This is a genomic window from Paenibacillus sp. FSL F4-0100 (assembly GCF_037993005.1).
Lineage (GTDB): Bacteria > Bacillota > Bacilli > Paenibacillales > Paenibacillaceae > Paenibacillus_AQ.
In genome coordinates, this window is sequence record NZ_CP150303.1 from 6,106,645 (window position 1) to 6,126,417 (window position 19,773).

General features: G+C 49.5%; 20 protein-coding genes. 8 read left to right on the top strand and 12 right to left on the bottom strand.

Going from position 1 to position 19,773, the window contains the following annotated elements; translation table 11 throughout:
* Positions 1-4 precede the first annotated feature (4 nt).
* The 6 genes from MHH48_RS27640 to MHH48_RS27665 all read right to left on the bottom strand — a co-directional run bounded on the left by MHH48_RS27640 (position 5) and on the right by MHH48_RS27665 (position 5,538).
* The gene (locus tag MHH48_RS27640) at positions 5-1,345 is read right to left on the bottom strand and encodes an LLM class flavin-dependent oxidoreductase (RefSeq protein WP_076324420.1); all 1,341 of its coding nucleotides are present in this window, start codon (positions 1,343-1,345) and stop codon (positions 5-7) included.
* A 76-nt stretch (positions 1,346-1,421) separates the two neighbouring features.
* On the bottom strand, positions 1,422-2,402 hold the full coding sequence (locus MHH48_RS27645; protein ID WP_076324421.1) for an aldo/keto reductase: 981 nt from the start codon (positions 2,400-2,402) through the stop codon (positions 1,422-1,424).
* A gap of 172 nt (positions 2,403-2,574) precedes the next feature.
* Complete coding sequence (locus MHH48_RS27650; protein ID WP_076324422.1) at positions 2,575-3,891, bottom strand: LLM class flavin-dependent oxidoreductase; 1,317 nt, start codon at positions 3,889-3,891, stop codon at positions 2,575-2,577.
* Between the two features lie 44 nt (positions 3,892-3,935).
* Positions 3,936-4,508: a DUF4825 domain-containing protein gene (locus tag MHH48_RS27655; RefSeq protein WP_076324423.1), complete on the bottom strand. Its 573-nt coding sequence runs from the start codon at positions 4,506-4,508 to the stop codon at positions 3,936-3,938.
* Positions 4,505-5,185, bottom strand: coding sequence for a permease prefix domain 1-containing protein (locus tag MHH48_RS27660; RefSeq protein WP_076324424.1), 681 nt, complete (start codon positions 5,183-5,185; stop codon positions 4,505-4,507). The genes MHH48_RS27655 and MHH48_RS27660 overlap by 4 nt, the downstream gene beginning before the upstream one ends.
* Positions 5,182-5,538, bottom strand: coding sequence for a PadR family transcriptional regulator (locus tag MHH48_RS27665; protein WP_076324425.1), 357 nt, complete (start codon positions 5,536-5,538; stop codon positions 5,182-5,184). Before MHH48_RS27665 ends, MHH48_RS27660 begins: the two co-directional genes overlap by 4 nt.
* A gap of 201 nt (positions 5,539-5,739) precedes the next feature.
* Between MHH48_RS27665 and MHH48_RS27670 the strand changes: the two genes are divergently transcribed.
* The 5 genes from MHH48_RS27670 (at position 5,740) to MHH48_RS27690 (ending at position 10,470) form a co-directional block, all read left to right on the top strand.
* Positions 5,740-6,270, top strand: coding sequence for a DUF2062 domain-containing protein (locus tag MHH48_RS27670; protein ID WP_076324426.1), 531 nt, complete (start codon positions 5,740-5,742; stop codon positions 6,268-6,270).
* Positions 6,271-6,476: 206 nt separating this feature from the next.
* Entirely contained in the window at positions 6,477-7,937 is a 1,461-nt protein-coding gene (locus tag MHH48_RS27675; protein WP_076324427.1) for a spore germination protein, read from the top strand.
* Complete coding sequence (locus tag MHH48_RS27680; protein ID WP_083659760.1) at positions 7,937-9,112, top strand: Ger(x)C family spore germination protein; 1,176 nt, start codon at positions 7,937-7,939, stop codon at positions 9,110-9,112. The genes MHH48_RS27675 and MHH48_RS27680 overlap by 1 nt, the downstream gene beginning before the upstream one ends.
* Positions 9,113-9,124: 12 nt before the next feature.
* A complete protein-coding gene (locus tag MHH48_RS27685; protein WP_076324428.1) occupies positions 9,125-9,331 on the top strand; it encodes a hypothetical protein in 207 nt (68 codons plus the stop codon).
* Between the two features lie 35 nt (positions 9,332-9,366).
* On the top strand, positions 9,367-10,470 hold the full coding sequence (locus MHH48_RS27690) for a GerAB/ArcD/ProY family transporter (protein ID WP_076324429.1): 1,104 nt from the start codon (positions 9,367-9,369) through the stop codon (positions 10,468-10,470).
* 516 nt (positions 10,471-10,986) lie between these two features.
* Here the strand turns inward: MHH48_RS27690 and MHH48_RS27695 are convergent.
* Positions 10,987-11,847, bottom strand: a complete 861-nt coding sequence (locus MHH48_RS27695) for a DUF421 domain-containing protein (RefSeq protein WP_076324430.1) — start codon at positions 11,845-11,847, stop codon at positions 10,987-10,989.
* Between the two features lie 161 nt (positions 11,848-12,008).
* Between MHH48_RS27695 and MHH48_RS27700 the strand changes: the two genes are divergently transcribed.
* From MHH48_RS27700 to MHH48_RS27710, 3 genes are all read left to right on the top strand, one after another.
* Complete coding sequence (locus MHH48_RS27700) at positions 12,009-12,215, top strand: DUF1657 domain-containing protein (protein WP_076324431.1); 207 nt, start codon at positions 12,009-12,011, stop codon at positions 12,213-12,215.
* Between the two features lie 157 nt (positions 12,216-12,372).
* A complete protein-coding gene (locus MHH48_RS27705) occupies positions 12,373-13,335 on the top strand; it encodes a sugar kinase (RefSeq protein WP_076324499.1) in 963 nt (320 codons plus the stop codon).
* A 62-nt stretch (positions 13,336-13,397) separates the two neighbouring features.
* Positions 13,398-14,066, top strand: coding sequence for a bifunctional 2-keto-4-hydroxyglutarate aldolase/2-keto-3-deoxy-6-phosphogluconate aldolase (locus tag MHH48_RS27710; protein WP_076324432.1), 669 nt, complete (start codon positions 13,398-13,400; stop codon positions 14,064-14,066).
* Between the two features lie 98 nt (positions 14,067-14,164).
* Here the strand turns inward: MHH48_RS27710 and MHH48_RS27715 are convergent, their stop codons facing one another.
* The 5 genes from MHH48_RS27715 to MHH48_RS27735 all read right to left on the bottom strand — a co-directional run bounded on the left by MHH48_RS27715 (position 14,165) and on the right by MHH48_RS27735 (position 19,598).
* Positions 14,165-14,770: a YitT family protein gene (locus MHH48_RS27715; protein WP_076324433.1), complete on the bottom strand. Its 606-nt coding sequence runs from the start codon at positions 14,768-14,770 to the stop codon at positions 14,165-14,167.
* A 122-nt stretch (positions 14,771-14,892) separates the two neighbouring features.
* A complete protein-coding gene (locus MHH48_RS27720; RefSeq protein WP_076324434.1) occupies positions 14,893-15,744 on the bottom strand; it encodes an MBL fold metallo-hydrolase in 852 nt (283 codons plus the stop codon).
* Positions 15,745-15,892: 148 nt separating this feature from the next.
* Positions 15,893-17,854, bottom strand: a complete 1,962-nt coding sequence (locus tag MHH48_RS27725) for a fructose-specific PTS transporter subunit EIIC (RefSeq protein WP_076324435.1) — start codon at positions 17,852-17,854, stop codon at positions 15,893-15,895.
* A gap of 83 nt (positions 17,855-17,937) precedes the next feature.
* Positions 17,938-18,849 carry a 1-phosphofructokinase gene (gene pfkB, locus MHH48_RS27730; RefSeq protein WP_076324500.1) on the bottom strand — a complete coding sequence of 304 codons (912 nt, stop codon included), beginning with the start codon at positions 18,847-18,849 and terminating at the stop codon, positions 17,938-17,940.
* Positions 18,849-19,598: a DeoR/GlpR family DNA-binding transcription regulator gene (locus MHH48_RS27735; protein WP_076324436.1), complete on the bottom strand. Its 750-nt coding sequence runs from the start codon at positions 19,596-19,598 to the stop codon at positions 18,849-18,851. The genes pfkB and MHH48_RS27735 overlap by 1 nt, the downstream gene beginning before the upstream one ends.
* Positions 19,599-19,773 lie beyond the last annotated feature (175 nt).

A 19,773-nucleotide genomic window follows, 5' to 3' on the forward strand; every position in this document is an offset into this window, starting at 1 on the left:
AGGCTCACCCCTTTGCAATCAGATCATAGCGGTTCCCCGGACGGCTTAGTCCCAAGTGCTCCCGGAAGGTGCTGCCTTCATATTCGGTACGAAATAAGCCCCGACGCTGAAGCTCGGGTACAACCAGCTCCAGGAACAGATCCAGTCCACCCGGCATATAAGGCGGGCATACATTGAATCCATCGGCCGCTTCATCCCGGAACCATTCCTCGATGATATCCGCCACTTGCGTCGCGCTGCCGACAACAAGCAGATGCCCGCGGACCGTGACGGTGAAGAAATAGAACAGCTCCCTGATCGTAATATCCTCGCGTCCGTTGGCCTTTCTCGCCAGGTCGGCCCAGTGCAACGCCGTTTCCGAAGCGGATACATCCGGCAGCGGATCCTCCAGGGGATATCCCCTTAGATCAATCCCGATCTTATCCGACAGTGGACCCAGATCGTAATCGGTCACAACCAGTTCATTCAGCTCCGCATATTTGGCACGCGCCTCTTCCTCCGTCCGGCCCACGATCGGAACCAGTCCAGGCAGAACCTTCAAATCCGAAGCTTCCCGTCCATACTCCGGCAGCCGGCCTTTCACTTCCTTAAAGAATTTGACGGCAACTTCCTTCACATTCGTTCCTGTGAAGACCATGTCGGAATATTTAGCCGCCAGCATTTGGCTGCGCAGGGAGGTTCCAGCTGTGATGAGCGGCAGCTGCCCCTGTATCGGGCGCAGAATGTTCAGCGGCCCGGCGACGGAGAAGTGCTCGCCGACATGGTCCAGAGCGTGTACTTTGCTTCCGTCGGCGAACACACCGCTTGCCTTGTCCCGCGGAAGGGAGTCGTCCTCCCAGGTGTCCCACAGCCCGCTGACGATCTCGATAAATTCCTCAGCATAGTCGTACCGCTTTTCGTTATCCCAATGCTTCTCCCGGCTGAAATTCAGCGCGGCCCGCGGATCGGAGCCCGTCACGACATTCCATGAGGCCCGGCCTTGGCTTAGATGATCCAAGGATGCCGTGAAACGTGCGATGTTGTACGGCTCCGCATAGGTGGTGTTCACCGTGCCAATCAAACCGATTTTATCCGTTGCCGCAGCCAGATAGGACAGCATCGTAAACGGCTCCAGCCGCGTCATTTGGGAAGGGAATAAATGCTGCATATCTGCGCTCGTGGCCAATCGGTCCCCCAGAAAGAAGAAATCAAACTTGGCCTTCTCAAGCTCCTGGGCAACCTCCTTCAGAAACTGGGGGTCATAGGCACCGTCCGTTTTGCCTTCGGGCAGCCTCCAGCCCGCGGGATGATAGCCCGTCCCGAATAAAAACAATCCAAGATGCAATTGACGACGTTTTGAACTCATAGTTGGGTCACCTTCCTGATCTGTAATGGTTATGGTTGATAATCATCGTGCCGTATGGTTTCGTTATATATCTGCTTTATCCGCGAATTTCCTCTGATAAGCGGTCGATTTCCTGCAGTTCTTCCTCTGACAGCCGCTCATCCGAATACTTCAATGTATCCGTGATATGCTCGGGCTTCGATGCCCCGATAATGGCTGATGTGATGCCTGGGCGACTGAGCACCCAGTTCAGGGCGAACTGCGGAAGCGTCCATCCCCGATGCTCCGCCAGTGGCCGGATCGCTTCCACAACGGAGAGCGAATGCCGCTGGTTCAGCAGCAATTGCAATCTCTGTTCGCCTGCAGCCAGGCGCGAGTCCGATGGGGGAGCTTCGCCCGCCCGGTACTTCCCGGACAATATGCCCCGTCCGAGCGGGCTGTACACGATAACCCCAACCTGCTCGGACTGGGCAAAGGGAATTAATTCGCGTTCGATATCCCTTGTAATGAGACTGTATTCCGGCTGTACGCTCTCGAACCTGCGCAGACCGTGGAGCGCACTGATGCCATGAGCTTTGGCCAGCTGCCAAGCCGCAAAGTTCGAGCAGCCGATATAGCGGACTTTGCCCTGACGTACAAGATCCGTAAGCGCCTCGAGCGTCTCGTCCAGCGGGGTACACTCATCAAACCGGTGCACTTGATACAGATCGATATAATCCGTTTGGAGCCGGGCAAGGCTATTCTCCAGCGCACGGTAGATATGATAGCGGCTTTGGCCTTGGTCATTAATGCCGGGACCGATCCGGTTATGCAGCTTGGTAGCTAGGAGAATATCTTGTCTTCGCTCCTTCAGCAGCCTGCCTAGAATTTCTTCCGATTCCCCAAGCTGGTTTACGTTCCCGTTATCCATACCGGTACCGTACACGTCAGCCGTATCGATGAGATTGATGCCAGACCCAAGTGCCTGATCCAATACGGCGGCCGAAGCCCTCTCATCAATCCAGCGCCCGAAAGCCATCGTCCCCAGACTCACCTCCGACACTTGAACTCCGGTTCTACCCAGTGCTCTATACTTCATGATTGCTGCCTCCTCGTAAGATTCATACAAAAAAACAGCCGAAGACACACCTCGGATCATAAACTGATCCAAGGATGCATCTCCGGCTGTCCGGTAGAATGTGCATCAATTCTATTATTTCCGATATGTTAAGTAGGATTATAGCATCGTCTAATTTTGCCGTCAATTATTTTTAATGTTGGATTTCCGGCCGGGTGAGACCGAGATGGTCCCGTAACGTTCTGCCTGTATAGTCCTCGCGAAACACGCCGCGCTGCTGAAGCAGCGGCACTACTCGCTCCACAAACTGCTCGAGACCACCCGGAAGCAAAGGGGCCATAATGTTGAATCCGTCGCAAGCCCCGCTTCGAAACCAATCCTCGATCCGATCGGCAATCTGCTGCGGGGTTCCGATCATCGTCATATGACCTCTAGATACCGCGTAATGCCGGCCGAGCTCCAGAATGCTTTTGCCCGATTTTGCAGCCATATCCATAATCATGATCGCTCGGCTGCTGTTCCCTTCCCTCGGAAGATCAGGCAGCGGACCGTCTACCGAATATCCTGTCAAATCAGCATTCAGCAATTGCGATACATATTTCACCCCTGCTTCCGGCAAGATGAGCTCGCTGAACGTCCGATAATACGCCAAAGCTTCGGCTTCGGTCTCTCCAAGGAAGATCAGCAGGCCCGGCAGAACCTTCACCTCTTCCCCTTCCCGTCCATACTCCTTGAGCAACTCCTTAAACTCGCGGTAATACCTTATCGCATCTTCTTTACTCTCGCAGGCCGTAAACACAACATCGGCCGTTTGGGCCGCCAGCCTTCTTCCCGCTTCCGAGGTTCCCGCTTCAATGATAACGGGCCTGCCTTGTGGAGATCTAGGCATGTTCAACGGGCCCTCTACCTTAAAAAACTCTCCTTCATGATGAACCCGATGAATCTGGGTCGTATCCGCAAAGACAGCTCTCTGCCGGTCCAACACAAGGGCATCGTCCTCCCAGCTGTCCCAACATTCCTTCACAACCTGTAGAAACTCCTCCGCCCGTTTATACCGCTTCCCATGCTCCATTAATTCCGCCGAGCCGAAATTGCGTGCCTCCGCATCCTTCGTGGAGGTCACCACATTCCATGCAGCTCTGCCGCCGCTGATATGATCCAGCGTGGACAGGCGCCTTGCCAATGCGTAGGGCGCGTTGAATGTAGTAGATGCCGTGCCAGCTAATCCAACATACTCCGTGACACCGGCCAGACTGCTGAGCATGGTCAACGCTTCAGGTTGAAGAAAGCTGACATTCGTCCGCAAATCCTCAATCAGCGGTATCGAGTTGTTGTCTGCAAGGAACACCATATCGAATTTCCCGCGTTCGGCTGCTTGAGCGCAGCGCTTATAGAAATCGTAATCCACAGCTCCGACCCCCGCCGAACCGGGATGCCGCCAAGCGGCAATATGATGGCCGTAATTCATTAGAAAAGCGCCCAGACTTAATTGGCGTCGCTCCGCACCCATCTCTATACTCCCCTTCCCTTTATCTCTACTGAAGCTGTTTATCTCTACAGAAACTTACGCTCAACCAGTTTCTCTACGTAATCACCGACATACTTCATATCATCAAGACGGGATTGAACCTCCTTCTCCCATGTCCCGGCATCCCGTAATGAAGCAAGAGTAACCTGGTTGCCATACCACGACTGCACCTCGTCCCGTCGTATGGTGAAAGCTTCGTCTTCAAAGGCGAAGATCAGTTTCTCCAAATTATCAATCATGGCAAAATTTGCAGTGGAATTATAAACCAGTAACTGCTTCAGCTTCTCCTCTTGCAGATCGCCGGCCCTGGCCTGGAATCGGAGCTCGGCCGTCAATTCCTCCGGGTAGAGCTGAAATGTGCGTTCGATGTCACGCATGGGAAGCGAAGCATTCAAATTGATCAGGTTCCCGGCATTCCCCATATACGGGCTGGCGAAGCTTAACGAATTTCGGATATCATGCGTCAACGGATCATTCTGCTCCGCTTCATATTGAATGGCCTGTTCATTTGCCCTGGGCTTAATGAATCCCTCCAGTGCAGCCATACCCACTACGCCGATAAGCAGCAGTGCAACAATCAGCCAATTTTTTCTGCTCATGGTTCATTCACCTCAAGTTGAAGAGTTAGTTTACAAGCTTTTTGGATAAGCAGCGGAATTATGACCGACGTCATCGGGATGGCATATCGCATGACGGTTTCGTAGAACGAATAGGGCCCATCGATCCGCAATGCTCGCCCAAACCATAGATCACTGCCGTATTGAACCACGAAGGTGTACATGGATACAACTACGATAAATATCGACCACAGCCACCATGCCCCTTTACTCCATTTGGCCAATTTGCCTGCATTGATAATAGCTGTCTGCTTCTCATACCGTTTCAGATGCCGTGACATGGAAAGATACACCGCTCCGGTGAAGACAACAACGCACAGCAGGAGGGTGTTCACCCCTATACCGCTTGGCAAAAATCGGGCCGGGATGGTGACGATCCAGGCCAGCAAGGAATAAATAAGCGCGCTCTGAACAAGGTCATAACGGAAACGGTAGCTGTAAACTTTTTGATTATCGTCAATGAGGGCCTCGATATCTTCGATGTTATCAATAGCCAGGCTGATGGCCGATTGATATTCCATGCCGTTCTCCATATAATCCGTAACTCGGGCCTCCAAATTGCTGAGAACCTCATTCTTCAGCTCTACCACTTCCTTGGTTTTGCGTTGATTCGCAAATAGACGGTCCACAAAGATCTCTAAGTCATGCCTGTTGGTCACTTCTCTGTCAGCTCCTTTCCGTTCCCGATCAGAACATCGATAATCTCGCGCGCAGCCTTCCATTCCTTCTGATTTTGCAGCAAGCGCCTCTGTCCCTCCTGGCTGAGGTTGTAATATTTGCGCCTTCCGCCCTGGGTTTCTTCTCCCCAATAGGAACGGATTAATCCCTGCTTCTCTAACCTTCTCAGACTGGAATACAATGTAGGCTCCTTCAGCTCAAATCGATTCCCGCTTCGTATCGAAATTTCTTTAATGATCTGATAGCCGTAATTATCTCCGTCCGATAACACGCGCAGAATAAAGGTATCAATATTTCCACGTATCAAATCACTGTTATGTAAGGATTCAATCAAATACCCGGACCTCCTTAACGGAATGGAATGGGTATAATATAACGCATATTACTATGCATGTCAAAGTAATACCTCACACATACATTTCTTTCTTCGTCGATTGACGGTTTACAAGCACTACTATATAATTCTTGAAAGTTCTTCCTATAATAATTAGAATCGCTTCATTATTGTATTTAGTACGTGCAGGAGGAGACGGTTTTGCTTTATAAATACATTCGACGACTGAAATACTATATTATCCGGACTCTCCGCATGCAAAATAGTGATCATCGAATTGCGCTCGGTTTTGCCGTAGGTTTTTTTCCTTGCTGGTATCCAACCTTTGGCATTGATCTGCTGCTGGCTCCGCTGCTCGCTCGCATGGTTCGGGCGAGCGTTCCCTCCGCCTTCCTTGCAGCTTCGGCAGGGACCGTCTTATGGCCGATCCTGTTCTATACAAACTATAGAATCGGGGTGTTTGTGCATCTTTTCACCACATTTCCCAAAACCTTTGAAATCGAAGATGCCCTCTCGGCACCTGTCCCAGAGACGGATTATCGAATTGAGACAAATCATTTTGGCAGATTAGGCGATATGGGCGTCAACTTTTTTGTCGGCGCTCTCATCAACAGCATCCTGTCTACATTGATACTCTATATTTTGCTGCGCATCTTACTCTACGTTTACCGCAGACCTATGCTTCACAAAATCAAAGAATCCATCCGAAGAAGAAAATCGAAGTCTAAATGAAAACTCACATTAAAAAGCGCCTGGAACCCCCTTCCCAGGCGCTTTTTTTATTATTCAGAATCATGTTACATTGTCCCTGCCTTATTTCAACTTCTCTTCAGTCCCTGGCCAGTTTCTCTGGAAAATTCGGTATAAGTTGCTAAAAGTACGGCATTCTAAAGAGGATGAGCCTTTACTACGAACCGGCAAAGGAGGGAAGAACAAAAATGAAATCGAAGGCGCAGCACGTACTGCTTGCCCCTGTTAAAGAACGGCTTGCGAATTGCGAGGATGTCATCTATCAATCCTTACGTATCCATGGATCGACGTGTACCGTTATCTATATTGAATCCATTGTGGATACCAGCACCCTGCACGAGCATATCGTTAAACCGCTGATTAAGGAAGCCGCGTTGATTCAGCATAATTTTAACGACTTCATTGACCGTATGGATCGTGGAGATATCCTATCGGTTCCTTTTCATCGTTCTTCCTCGGCGGAGTATATTGCCAATATGATAGTCGAAGGCACAGCGGTAGTGGTTGTGGAGCAGTTGGCAGAGGCTTATTTATTCGACATCGCCTTGTATCAGAAACGGGCGGTTTCGGAATCTCAGAATGAGCTGGTGGTGAACGGGCCGCAAGAAGCTTTTATCGAAGACATTGGTACGAATTTATCGCTGCTCCGGCACAAAATCAAGCATACGGATCTCAAAACCGTACGTTATCAGATTGGTGACTATTCCAAAACCGCCGTATATATGGTGTATGTCGATGGCTTATGCAAACCCGAAATTGTCGCTCAAGTGGACCGGCAGCTGAATAGCATATCCATTGATGGCACCTTCGGGATCAGCACCTTGTCCGAGCAAATGAAGGAAGGCGTGAAATCCCCGTTTCCGCAGTTTCAATATACCGAGCGACCGGATTCCGTAGCCGCTTCTCTGCTTGAAGGCAGGGTCGGCATCATGCAGGATGGAACGCCGTCAGCTCTTATTGTGCCTGTCACTCTATTTTCCCTGCTGCAGTCGTCCGAGGATTATTATCACAGCTTCTTCTCTTCCAGTTGGATCCGGATTATCCGGTTCATGTTCGCCGTCATTTCATTGCTGATGCCTTCGCTATATGTGGCGATCACCACATTTCAGCCATCCATCATACCCACCGATCTGCTGATCACGATTGCGGCATCACGTGAGAACATCCCATTTACCGCTTTAACCGAAGCGCTGATCATGGAGCTTACCTTCGAAGCCTTGCGGGAAGCCGGAACCCGGATCCCCAAGCCCGTCGGGCAGACCATATCCATCATCGGCGCCATCGTCATTGGGCAGGCAGCAGTAGCAGCCGGTGTTGTATCCAACCCGATGGTCATTGTGGTGTCCATAACCGGAATCGCTTCTTATATCATTCCGCACTTCGAGCTCGGGCTTGCGTTCCGCTTACTGCGCTTCCCCATACTCATTCTGGGAGGGACACTCGGTCTTATCGGCGTATTTGCTGCTGCCTTCCTTGTGTATGGTCACATGGCTTCCCTGAAGTCTTTTAATACACCTTATCTGCAGCCCGTTGCGCCGCTTGTGATATCTGAATGGAAGGATACCTTCCTGAGGGCGCCATCCATGCTGATGAAGAAGCGGCCTAAGACCTATGCGTCATCCAACAATTTAAGGAGAAGAAAGCCATAATGCCTCTACTCAAATTGTTTAACATGTTCAAAATAGTGCTTCCCCTAACGCTGTTGACGGGTTGCGGTTTCACGATGACCAAGGTTGAGATCAATCAGCAAACCTTTGTATTTGCCATGTATGTGAATAAAGGTCAGCAAGACGACACCGTAGAAGTTACGATTAGTGCCCCCCTTCCAAATCGGCTTACATCTGGAAGCCAAGCAGGCAAGCAAGGTGGTGGTGAACCGTATGCCACGGTAACCAAGACCTCCAGCACTGTGCAGGATGCCTTGCACCTGATTCAACGGGATCTTTCCAGGCGTTTGGACTTCAGTCACGCCAAGGTCGTTGTCGTTGGCAAAAGCTACGCGGAGGCGGGATTAGAGGAGCTTACGGACTGGTTACAGCGAGAACCGACAACCATCCTCAGTACTTATTTAATGGTTGCGTCCGGAGATGCGAAAAAAGCCGCGGAGCTGACGCCGGTCTTTGAGCAGATGCCCTCGGAGGTGCTCACCCGTTTTGCGGACCAACACAACATGATCACGACGAACTTAAAGGATTACCTCTATGCCGAATCGGCCAACCAAGGCTATGCCTTGACCTATTTGGCAACAGGCATGAAGCCTATGGTCGCCGATCAGGAGAAACTGAAGCCTTGGACAGGGATTCAAGGCACGGCGCTTTTCCATCATCATAAACTAGTTGCTACACTCCCGATGAAGGAGTCACTTGCTGTCAGTTGGGCAGTAAACGAGGTAAAAGGTCCTATGTATACCGTTTCATGGGATGAAGGTAAGAAGGCAAGCGTGTTTCTCATCACATCAAGCTCTAAGAAGTCTGTTCGCATGGTTTCGGGTCATCCAGTGTTCACGGTAAAGCTAAACGGAACAGGCGATATCGTATACAAACAAAAGCAGAAGCAGCTTGATACCCTTCAGGTGAAAGAGCTCATCGAGCGTGAGCTCAATGAGCAAATCACCGGTCATTTAACAAAGGCTCTTCATACCTCGCAACGAGTAGGAGCAGACATCCTGCAGCTTGGCATGCTGGTGGATTGGAACTATCCGGATCATTGGAAAAGAGTTCATGCCAACTGGCCCGATTATTACAAAAACGAAGTTGAGATCCAAGTTGTTACCGACATCAAGATTCGAAACTTCGGATCCATACTCAAAATGAATCCGAAATAAGGAGGTTTGCCCATGCTCGCTCTTCTGTTCCTCGTGTATTCCTTGGTGGAATGGTATATCGCGAAGAAAAAGGCAAAAGCACCTCGTGAAAAATGGACGGTTCTCCTTCTGATCCTTGCGTTTACCGTCTGGAATTTATTCGCCTTGTTTTATCACGAGTGGCTGACCCCCAACCAACTGATTATGCTGCTGTTCGGTTGGCTTAATAACATAGGGTAATAAAATCTATAACGGAAAGGATGTACGAACCCGACATGCGCAATACTCCCTGGCAGCTGTTCCGTTTCGGATTTGTCTATCTTAACGCCATACCTACTGGATTTCTGATCAGTCCCTTATTGTGGAACTCCGCTTATTTAGGATGGGCCGCGATTCTCGGCGGCTATGCGATGAGTCTAATCTTCCTGTGGTTTACCGTAAAGCTCGCGCTGTGGGACCCTCAGAAACCCTGGATCGATTTCGGCAGTAAACTAGTGAGCAAATGGATTCACGTTCCGATCGTCGCTTTGGTTTTCTTCTGGTCGATCAATTACATAGGGATGGATATCGAAAGCTTCACTTTATTCTTCGACACCAATTACATGCGTGAAACTCCTCAATGGTTCGTGCTCCTGATCGTGGGTTTGGTCGTTATGGTTACCACCAGATGGGGCATGGAGACGATGATTTATATTTCAGACGGGCTTTTTCTCGTCATTGTCATTGCGATCGTGTCCATGAACATGTTTTTCTTCAAGGAAGCCCATTTCGATATGATGATTGCGACGGTCAGGCATCATAATTATGAGTCTGCAGTTAAGGACGCCCTGTTCTGTCTTTCTTTCTTCGCCGAATGGATCATCTTCCTCTTTCTCGCTCCCTATATCCAGTTTAATCGGAAATCGTTTCGAAACCTCGCTGTCGCAGGGATATTGGTGACTATTGGTATATTGCTCCAATGGGCTTCTGCTTTACTGAATTTCGGCCCTTATCTAGGGCGGGAAATGCAATATCCACTTGTTGAATTAATGCGCGCAGCTAGTGGGTTCCTCGCTAATGCCGATCCACTTATCATTGGATTATGGAGCAGTTCGATGTTTTTCCATAGCGCCTTTCTCATCCACGTAAGTGTAAGTTGCCTTGCCAAATTGTTTAACCTGAAGCAAATGGATGGGCCACTAATCGCCATCGTTGGGGGAACCGCTATCGTGATTGCATACCAATATTCGCAAAATCCAATCCGCTTTCTCCAGGACTTCAATTCATTCGAGATGGTGATGTTCTTTATTCTTATAGAGTTAATCCCTGTTTTCTATTGGATTGCCTCCCTGTTCCGCAAACGCAAACACAAACCTAAGGCTAATCATAAACCCGCTTGAAACTTGAAACTGTATCGATATCCTATTGAAAAACAGAAACTGGGAGAGCGGCATTTGCTGCTCTCCCAGTTTTCCGGATTATATGTCACCTTTAGTACCGAGATAAGTATGATAAGCCTCTGGAGTTTATACTTTTTGATCTCGTCAAAAAATCAACATTTTATGTAAGCGCTTCCTACAAAAAGGTTCTTTTATTGTAAGCAATTGGCATATTATATAGTACAGTAGACCAGCTGGCAAGGGTGGCAGCAGGAGGTGATAGGCATGGGCGTGAATGAAGCTTTGGCTTTAATGATATCGTTCGCCACTCTGGTCGTCTCGATCCTTGCCTTCCATAATAAGAAATAGACCCGTCCCTTGTACAGATGAATCTATTTCTTACGTCTGGTTGCAAGCAAATATCCACCTTGCAGGTGATGATCTGCTGTGTGAGGAGTCGGCGGCAACCGGCTCCTTTTAATACACAAAAATATCCTATTCTGATTTTCACGGAATTATGACTCGGCGGCGCCCGAATTAAGTATTTAGGATTGGCTTTACCTCCGCTATAATTTTCTCAATCTGTTTGGAGCATTCTTCATACATTTTCTTGGCCTTCTTACTCTTTGTGCTGAGGCTGAATAACTCCAAGTCCGCCTGACATTTCTTTAAATTCGCATAGAGCAGTTTCCGCTCCTCATTTTTGGGAACCTGAATCTGATCATCATATAAATCGATGGTTAGTTGTCCATAAGCATCTACCTGGGCAAGAAATACGTCCTTGATCTTGGCGCCCTGCTTGTCCAGTTCTTCCACCAGCCATCCCTGATTGAAGCCTGCGACGCGCAGCGGTTCATCCATGACTTTACCATCCATGACCACAACCTGTGCAACTTTTTCCGGCGCTACCTGGATACCAAGATCTTTAGGGGTTAAAGGCAGATTCTCACGTGTCTGCAGAATATTAATCTCCCCGCTTGACTCCATGATGGCAAATTCCACGTCAGCGACCTGAAACACGTCTTTTTTCCGCAACTGCTCCATTAACTCATCGGTAGTCAGTCTTTCTTTCTTTAAATTGCCTTCTAATATCTTCCCATCTTTAATGAGTACGGTCGCCTTAAAATCGATAAAGTCCCTGGCCTTCTTGCTCTTGATTTGGAGGAATTCAATAAGTAATGAACAGCCTACCCATACGCCCAGCCCAATTAATCCCAAATACCAGTTCGCCTCAAGATCCAAGGAGATATAGGCGGCCAAGCTGCCGATCGTAATCCCCGTTAAATATTCAAAAAAAGAAAGCTGCGAAACCTGTCGCTTTCCCAGCACTTTCGTCATCAGAAACAACACAACCACAGCACATAAGGTTCTAAGTACAATTTCCAACCATTGGGCCACAATAAAGCCTCCTCATTTGATGTCTCGACTTAATAATCACTCTATAGATTATTGTCAAATATCCTTCCAGAAATCACACCATTATTTCCCAGGCTATACTTCATGCATGTTCTTCTGCAAAATGCGTACATTATTACGCATGAAAGGAGTGATAAAAACCAATGACCGTAGCATCCGATGTCAAAACATGTCTCTCATCCTTAAAAAGCGCTCAGGCCAGCCTTGAGCAATTTGCACTGTCCACGCAAGATCAAAATGCCAAGGATTTGTTCACAGCTGCAGCATCACAAACACAGCAAGTCGTGGACCAAGTGGCCCAGCGGGTTCAACAGCTTGAACAGGAAGAGCCTCAGTATAAAGGTTTCTAACCATTTTTTTTGTTAGCTCCATCGCGTGTAAGCCCATGCATACCTCCTATCTTCCCCTGATAGGAGGTACTTTATATTGTGTTATTTATTATTGAGTTATCTTCCCCATCAGGGTAAAGTGTTAATAACGGAGACTGAATACAAAGGGGTAGATTCTATGAAGAATGGTACGCGTTCTATCGATGTCATCACGTTCGGTGAATCGATGGGATTATTATATCCGGAAGGCACACGGGGCATAGGTCAAGGAGGAAACATGGCACAATCCTTCGGTGGTGCCGAAAGCAATCTCGCCATCGGATTAGCCAGGCTTGGCTGCAGCAGCGGATGGTTCGGTCAACTTGGCAACGATCCGATCGGAACCGGTATTTTGAAAACGCTTCGAGGCGAAGGTGTCGACATTTCCGCCGCCAGACAAACGGATGCTGCACCGACCGGTCTTATGCTGCGACAGAATGTTCGCGGCCAATCCTCCGTCTATTACTACCGTAAAGGCTCTGCCGCCAGCCAAATGACGCCGGACCATGTAGACTCCGAATACATAGCCAATGCCCGCATCCTTCATTTTACCGGCATCACCGCAGCTTTAAGCAGCAGCTGCCTGGAGACAATACGGCATGTCATTTCCGTATGCAAAGCGCATGGCGTCCTGATCAGCTTTGACCCTAACCTCAGGCTCAAGCTATGGAATATCGAGGAAGCACGTCCTGTACTGCTGGAGCTTGCGGAAGTCTGTGATTATTTTCTTCCGGGCTATGATGAATGCAAGCTGCTGTTCGAAACAGAGGACGAGCAGGTGATCCTGGATCGTCTGCGACAGCTTCCCGCAATGTCAATAATCAAAAGTTTCAATGGGAGCAATGTCATTGTCCACAAGAACCACACCTATTCCCTTCCCTTTGAGCAGGTGGATCAAGTGGTGGATACCGTGGGAGCAGGCGACGGCTTCTGTGCCGGTTTCCTTGCTGGTATTGCCAAAGGCTGGACACCCGAAGAAGCTCTTTCACTGGCCGGTTTAACCGGTTCACTGGTGATCCAAGCGCCCGGTGATTGGGAAGCACTTCCGACATGGGAAGAAGTAGAGCAGCGGCGCGGGAATGCTGCTCATATCGAACGTTAACTCCTGTTCTTTAAACGAGCCATCTTTCTAATCCATTCATAGACGAGAAGGAGTGTGTTTACATGAAAAAACTAAGACTAATCGAACAAATTCATCATGCAGGTGTCGTTGCTGTCCTTCGCGGGGATTCCCCTGAAGAGGTTGTCGAGATTGCCAAACGTGCGATTGAAGGCGGTATCAAGGTAATTGAAGTAACCATGACTGTACCGTTTGCTACCGAAGCCATTACAACGCTGGCCAAAATGTACTCCTCCAAAGATCCGCAAGCGGATAATTATGCCATTATCGGCGCAGGCACGGTTCTGGATGCCGAAACAGCCAGAATCACCATTCTTGCCGGCGCCGAATTTGTGGTCTCGCCCGGCTTCGACCGCGATACCATTCTCCTCAGTAATCGTTACCGCGTCCCGGTGATGCCGGGTGCCGTAACCGTTCATGATATCGTCGCCGCTCTTGAACTTGGCGTCGATGTCGTTAAGCTCTTCCCGGGGAATTTGTACTCCCCATCCGTCATTCCATCCCTGAAGGGTCCTCTCCCGCAAGCCAACATCATGCCAACCGGGGGCGTAAATTTGGACAATCTGCATGAATGGATCAAGGCCGGGGCGTTTGCGGTCGGGATCGGATCGGATCTGACCAAGGACGCGCTAAAGAATGGAGACTTCAGTCTGATTACGGAAAAGGCACGCGCATATATCAACGCGTTTAAAGAAGCTCATGCCCAAAGATAAAAAATGATGTACTGATTTTGTAATACATTTTTTGCTAAATATTGTTATTTTCATAAACAGACAAGCCTATCAAGAGTCGACTTGATAGGCTTGTCTGTTTATTTAATCCGTCTCTTTTTGAACCAACGCTTCTGCGTAAGCATTCCCGTCGTAAACCCGCCTGCTACTATTGTCAAAACGGAATACATGAAGGTGCTTCCCGACAGCAGGATGCCTCCGAAACCGATGATAACGACATCCATCAGCAAAATAATGACGCCTACATTTAACGGCAAATATTTTGCCAGGAAATGCGCCAACAGGTCCGTTCCGCCCGTGCTTGCATTGTTTCTAAGCATAAATCCAAGGCCGGCTCCGATCAAAGCCCCGCCCAGAGGCGCGCTTAGGATGACATTCGGGGCAAAAAATCGCAAAAAACCCGGTTGCAGCGGTGAAAGCAAATCGATGATAAATGAAGATATCAGCATGCCTGACAGACTATTGTAAAAGATTTCGCGATTTAATATCCAGGCTGCGATAAACATGGGAATGCTGCACAAAATGATGACGAATCCAATATGTAGATCAAACACATAGTTAGCAATCAGAGCTATGCCGATAACTCCACCGTCCAAAACTTTATGCGGGACAAGAAAAAAATTGGTCCCCATCGCGATCAGAAAACTGCCGATCACGATAATGACATGTTTTCGAAATGACACCATTTCCCCATCTCCATTTATAAGGGCATGTCTTATTTATATGCTTGTCATTTCGAAAAATTGCGAACTTGCTGTCCCGCATTTGAAAAAAATTCCACCGTGTTCAATTCGGATGCTTTTCGCTTTTAATCTTTTACATAAATTAAACGCTCGGTCCGTGCCATCACCTTGGTCTTCATATATGGATAATTCTCATAACAATAATCCACAAAATACCCTGGCTTCTCTCCATTCCAAGGGAAAATATCGTAGTGCATCGGAATGGTCAGATCGAATCTCGATACTGCGGCAAGCTCTGCGGCCTCCCGGAAGCCCATATTTCCAACGATCCCATCATTCCGGCGGAAGGCATCTCCCCCGTTGATCGGCACCATCCCGATATCAATCGAATGCGCCTGTAATCTTTCAACCAGACCAGGATAAACGACGGTATCTCCTGCATGGTAAATCAACACGCCCTGGATATCCACCAGATATCCGACAAATCGGTGTCCAAACTGTTCATGCTCATCCAAGGTTTCATGGGCAGCCGGAATCGCCATCAGACGGAAGCCCTCAAACTGCTGCCATTGATCGCACACCGCCGCGAACAAGCGCGCCGGTGCGACGCCAGCCTCTCTCATCGCTTCATGACAGCAAGCTGGTGCAACAAAGGCTGTCTCCGGATTCTGTTTGGCTATGACCGCAATCGTTCCCAGATCCATATGATCGTCATGCTCATGGGTGATCAGCACTATGTTCGCATTCGTGATATGCTCCGGCTTCAGCGGTGCAGGAAATGCGCGCTGGAATCCCGCTTTGCGTTCCAGATCATCTGACATATAAGGGTCGATATAGATGACAACCTCTCCGCCTTTAAGGACAACGCTCTCCTGCCCCAGAAACCATACCGCCGCCATCCCTTCGGCTGCGGACGTCCGGTTGATTTCTTCGATAAGCTGCTCAGGACCTCGACCTTTGCTGTTCTGTTCCATCATCTCTATTATCTCTCCTTTCATTTTCTATCACGACTAGATTATAACATGCAGTCATTTGTAGAAATGGCCCAACCCACAAAGAAAAAAACGAGTCCAGAGTAAGCAAAAATGCCCACCCCAAACTCGTTTTGTCTCATCTATATGAATCCTAATTACGTTCAAGCGGCTTCTTCCATAGACCAAGCAGCATGCCTGATATTACCGCGCCAATAAGAACGGCCAGCAAGAACAGAAGCGCATGGTTCGCCAGTGCTGCAACAAAGATCCCCCCATGAGGAGCAGGGACGTTGATCCTCCACAGCTGCGTCAACCCGCCGGCAACTGCCGAGCCGAGGATACAGGATGTCAGCACACGCAGCGGATCGGCTGCGGCAAACGGGATCGCGCCCTCCGTTATGAAGGAAAGGCCCATCACGTAGTTGGTCACGCCGGACTTTCGTTCCTGCTCCGTAAACTTATGCTTGAAAAACGTCGTTGCCAGCGCAATGGCGAGCGGAGGAACCATCCCGCCAGCCATAACTGCAGCCATCATGGCTCCGTTTGTGTTGCCGCTGGATGTAAATACGCCGATCGCAAATGCATAAGCCGCTTTATTAAAGGGACCACCCATATCAATCGACATCATTCCACCCAGAATAAGACCGAGAATCACCGCGTTGCCGGTACCCAGATTGTTCAGAATATCAACCAGACCGAGATTGATCCAGCTGAAGAACGGATCAAACAGGTAGAACATGATTGTTCCGGTGACAAGGAGGCCGACAACCGGGTACAGCAGAATCGGCTTTAAGCCGTCAAGTGCTTTTGGCAGTCCGGCAAATGCTTTGCGCAGCAGGATCACCACATACCCCGCCAAGAAACCTGCCGCAAGTCCGCCTAGGAATCCCGAATTGGAATTGAGGGCCATCAGGCCTCCGACCATGCCGGGCATCAATGCCGGACGATCACCTATACTCAGTGCAATGAATCCCGCCAGAACCGGAATCAGGAAGTGGAAGGCGCCGTCTCCCCCGCCAATCGTCTGCAGCAGCTGAAAGAGGGGATGATGTTCACCTGCAAGCTGCTCGATCAGGAAGGAGACAGCCAGAAGAATGCCGCCTCCCACGACGAATGGCAGCATATGCGAAATACCATTCATCAGGTCCTTATACACTTTAGTGCCAATACTGCCCTTCTCTTTCGTCTGCGACTCACCGCCGCCTTCGCTCCGGTAGATCGGCGCATCGCCGCTCATCGCCTTGCGAATCAGCTCCTCCGATTTGCGGATACCGTCGCTGACAGGTCGCTGGAGCACGGGCTTTCCGTTAAAACGGGCCATTTCCACGTTTTTGTCGGCCGCAATGATGACGCCTGCAGCCCTGCGGATTTCCTCTTCCGTCAACACGTTTTGCGCACCTTCCGAGCCATTGGTCTCCACCCGAATTTCGACGCCCATTTCCTGGGCTTTTTTCTTCAGGGCATCTTCAGCCATAAATGTATGGGCAATACCGGTTGGGCACGCCGTTACGGCAACAACAAAAGCTTCCGAGGTTCCGGCAGGACCCTTCATAGGGTCAGATTGGGAAGTCATATCGGATTCCTGATGCTTCTCCGATTCCTTTTTTGCCGCTTCCCTTCTCTTGGCCGCTTCCTTCTCCGCTTTGGCAGCTTCTTCGATCTCCTGTTTCGAATCGAATAAAGCCGTCACTTCCCCGGGCGTGTTCGTATTCATCAATTGACCGATGAATTCCGCATCGATCAGCAGCCGTGATAGCGCGGCAAGTGTGCGGAGATGGGTATTCCCGGCTCCTTCCGGAGCAGCGATCATAAAAAACACATACGCCGCCTCTCCGTCCAGCGCTTCGAAATCCACGCCCTGTCTGCTCTTGGCAAACACAACGGTTGGTTCATTAACCGCTTTCGTCTTTGCGTGCGGCATCGCGATGCCGCCCCCGATCCCCGTACTGGATTCGGCTTCACGCTTCAGAATCATCTCTTTGAACAAGACCGGATCGTTGATCCGTCCGCTTGCTGCCAGGCTTGCGATCAATTCATCAATGGCTGCCTCCTTCGTGACCGCCTTCAGGTCCATGATCATCGTTTCTTGTACCATTAAATCCGTAATATTCATGCTGGTTCACACTCCCTTGAAATCATCGTGATGACTACCACGCCATAACCGCGTCATAACCGCCGGATTCGTAGTAAAGCAGCTTACCATTCCGTGATCCTAACCTGCGGAAGAAGTCGATCAATCGTTTCCCGCACAGCCAAATCGTCCGAGAACGCCGTCGCGCTTCCCGAGGCGACTCCTGTCCGGAATGCCTCGATCGGATCCTTGCCCATCGCAAGCGTACCGACGAATCCGGCAATCATCGAATCGCCGGCCCCAACAGAATTACGGACTGTACCTGACGGTACGTTGGCATGATATACCCGATCAGTCGTGATAAACAGCGCCCCTTCGCCTGCCATGGAGATAAGGACATGCTGCGCTCCTTCCTCAAGCAGCTTTCGGCCATACTCCACAAGCTTCTCGCTTGAGTCGATAACAACGCCGAATAACTCGGCCAGTTCGTGATGATTCGGCTTCACGAGGAGCGGCTTCCAAGCCAAAGCCTTCATCAGCGCCTCGCCGGTGGTGTCCATCACGAATTCGGAGCCGCTCTTCCGGCACGCTTCGATAAGACGGCCATAGAAGTCAGGACCCAGCGAAGGCGGAACGCTGCCGGACAACACAACGATATCCCCTGCTTGAAGCTGTGACAGCTTATGAAGCAGCTCTTTCGTCTCTTCCTCATGGATGATAGGACCCAGGCCGTTGATCTCGGTCTCGTCGCCATGCTTAAGTTTGACGTTGATGCGAGTATCGTCCGCGATATTTACGAAATCAGTCCGAATTCCTTCCTTGCCCAGCATCTCGTCTATATAACAGCCGGTGAATCCGCCCAGGAAACCGATGGCCGTATTATCAGCTCCAAGCTGGTTCAGCACCCGCGATACATTAATTCCTTTCCCCCCCGGAAACTTCATGTCCCGGCTCATTCTGTTCAATCCGCCAAGCTCGATATGCTCAACTTCCACGATGTAATCAATGGAAGGATTCAGTGTTACCGTATATATCATCATGATCCCTCAATTATTTTGGTTTTCTGTGAAATGGCCTTCTTCCATGATTCCGGCAAGGGCTCTGTAATTAGCGTTGCTTCGTTCAGATCCAGCAATTTAGCGAAGGAAACCTCACCTATTTTGCTGGAATCCGCAAGGACATAACTGGAGGCGGACAGCTGATGGGCTCGCCGCTTAATCAAAGCTTCTTCCGGATCGGGCGTGGTGTAGCCCATCTCTACATCCACACCGTTCGTGCCCAAAAAGCAGCGGTCAAAACGGAAGTTGTCCATATTTTGCAGCGCAATGCTTCCGATGACGGCTTTGGTATGAATTTTCATCATGCCGCCAAGTAGATAGCTTTTGATTCTCTTGCTTACCAGCGCTTCGATGTGGGATAAACCGTTTGTAACAACCGTGACGTCCTTCGCGTCGATGAACGGTATCATCGCCAGCGTGGTCGTTCCCGCATCCAGGTAAATGCTTTCTCCATCCTCTACCTGTGCGGCCGCTAAACGAGCAACGACATTTTTTTGTTGAATGTTTTTGAACGTTTTTTCCTCAATTCCAGGTTCCTGTATCTTAGGGCTCGGCAGAGCCGCTCCGCCATGAATGCGCTTTAATAATTGACGTTCTTCAAGATCGATCAAGTCACGCCTTACTGTTGATTCCGAAGCTTCAAGGAGTTCAACCAATTCCTGCAACTTCACGACGCCGCGTTCTTGCAAGCGCTCTAGAATGATTCGGTATCTTTCTTCCGTCAGCATAATGAATCCCCTCCTCATTGCATATAGTACCATAACTATTCCAAAAAACAATCTAAAACTTTCAAAAACATTCATAATCATTCAGAGAATCCGAGAATCATTTACCATATCGGATCATTTCCATTCGCCATTTTTTGCTTGTTCATGACAGTTTACCCATTATCAAGCCGGCAAG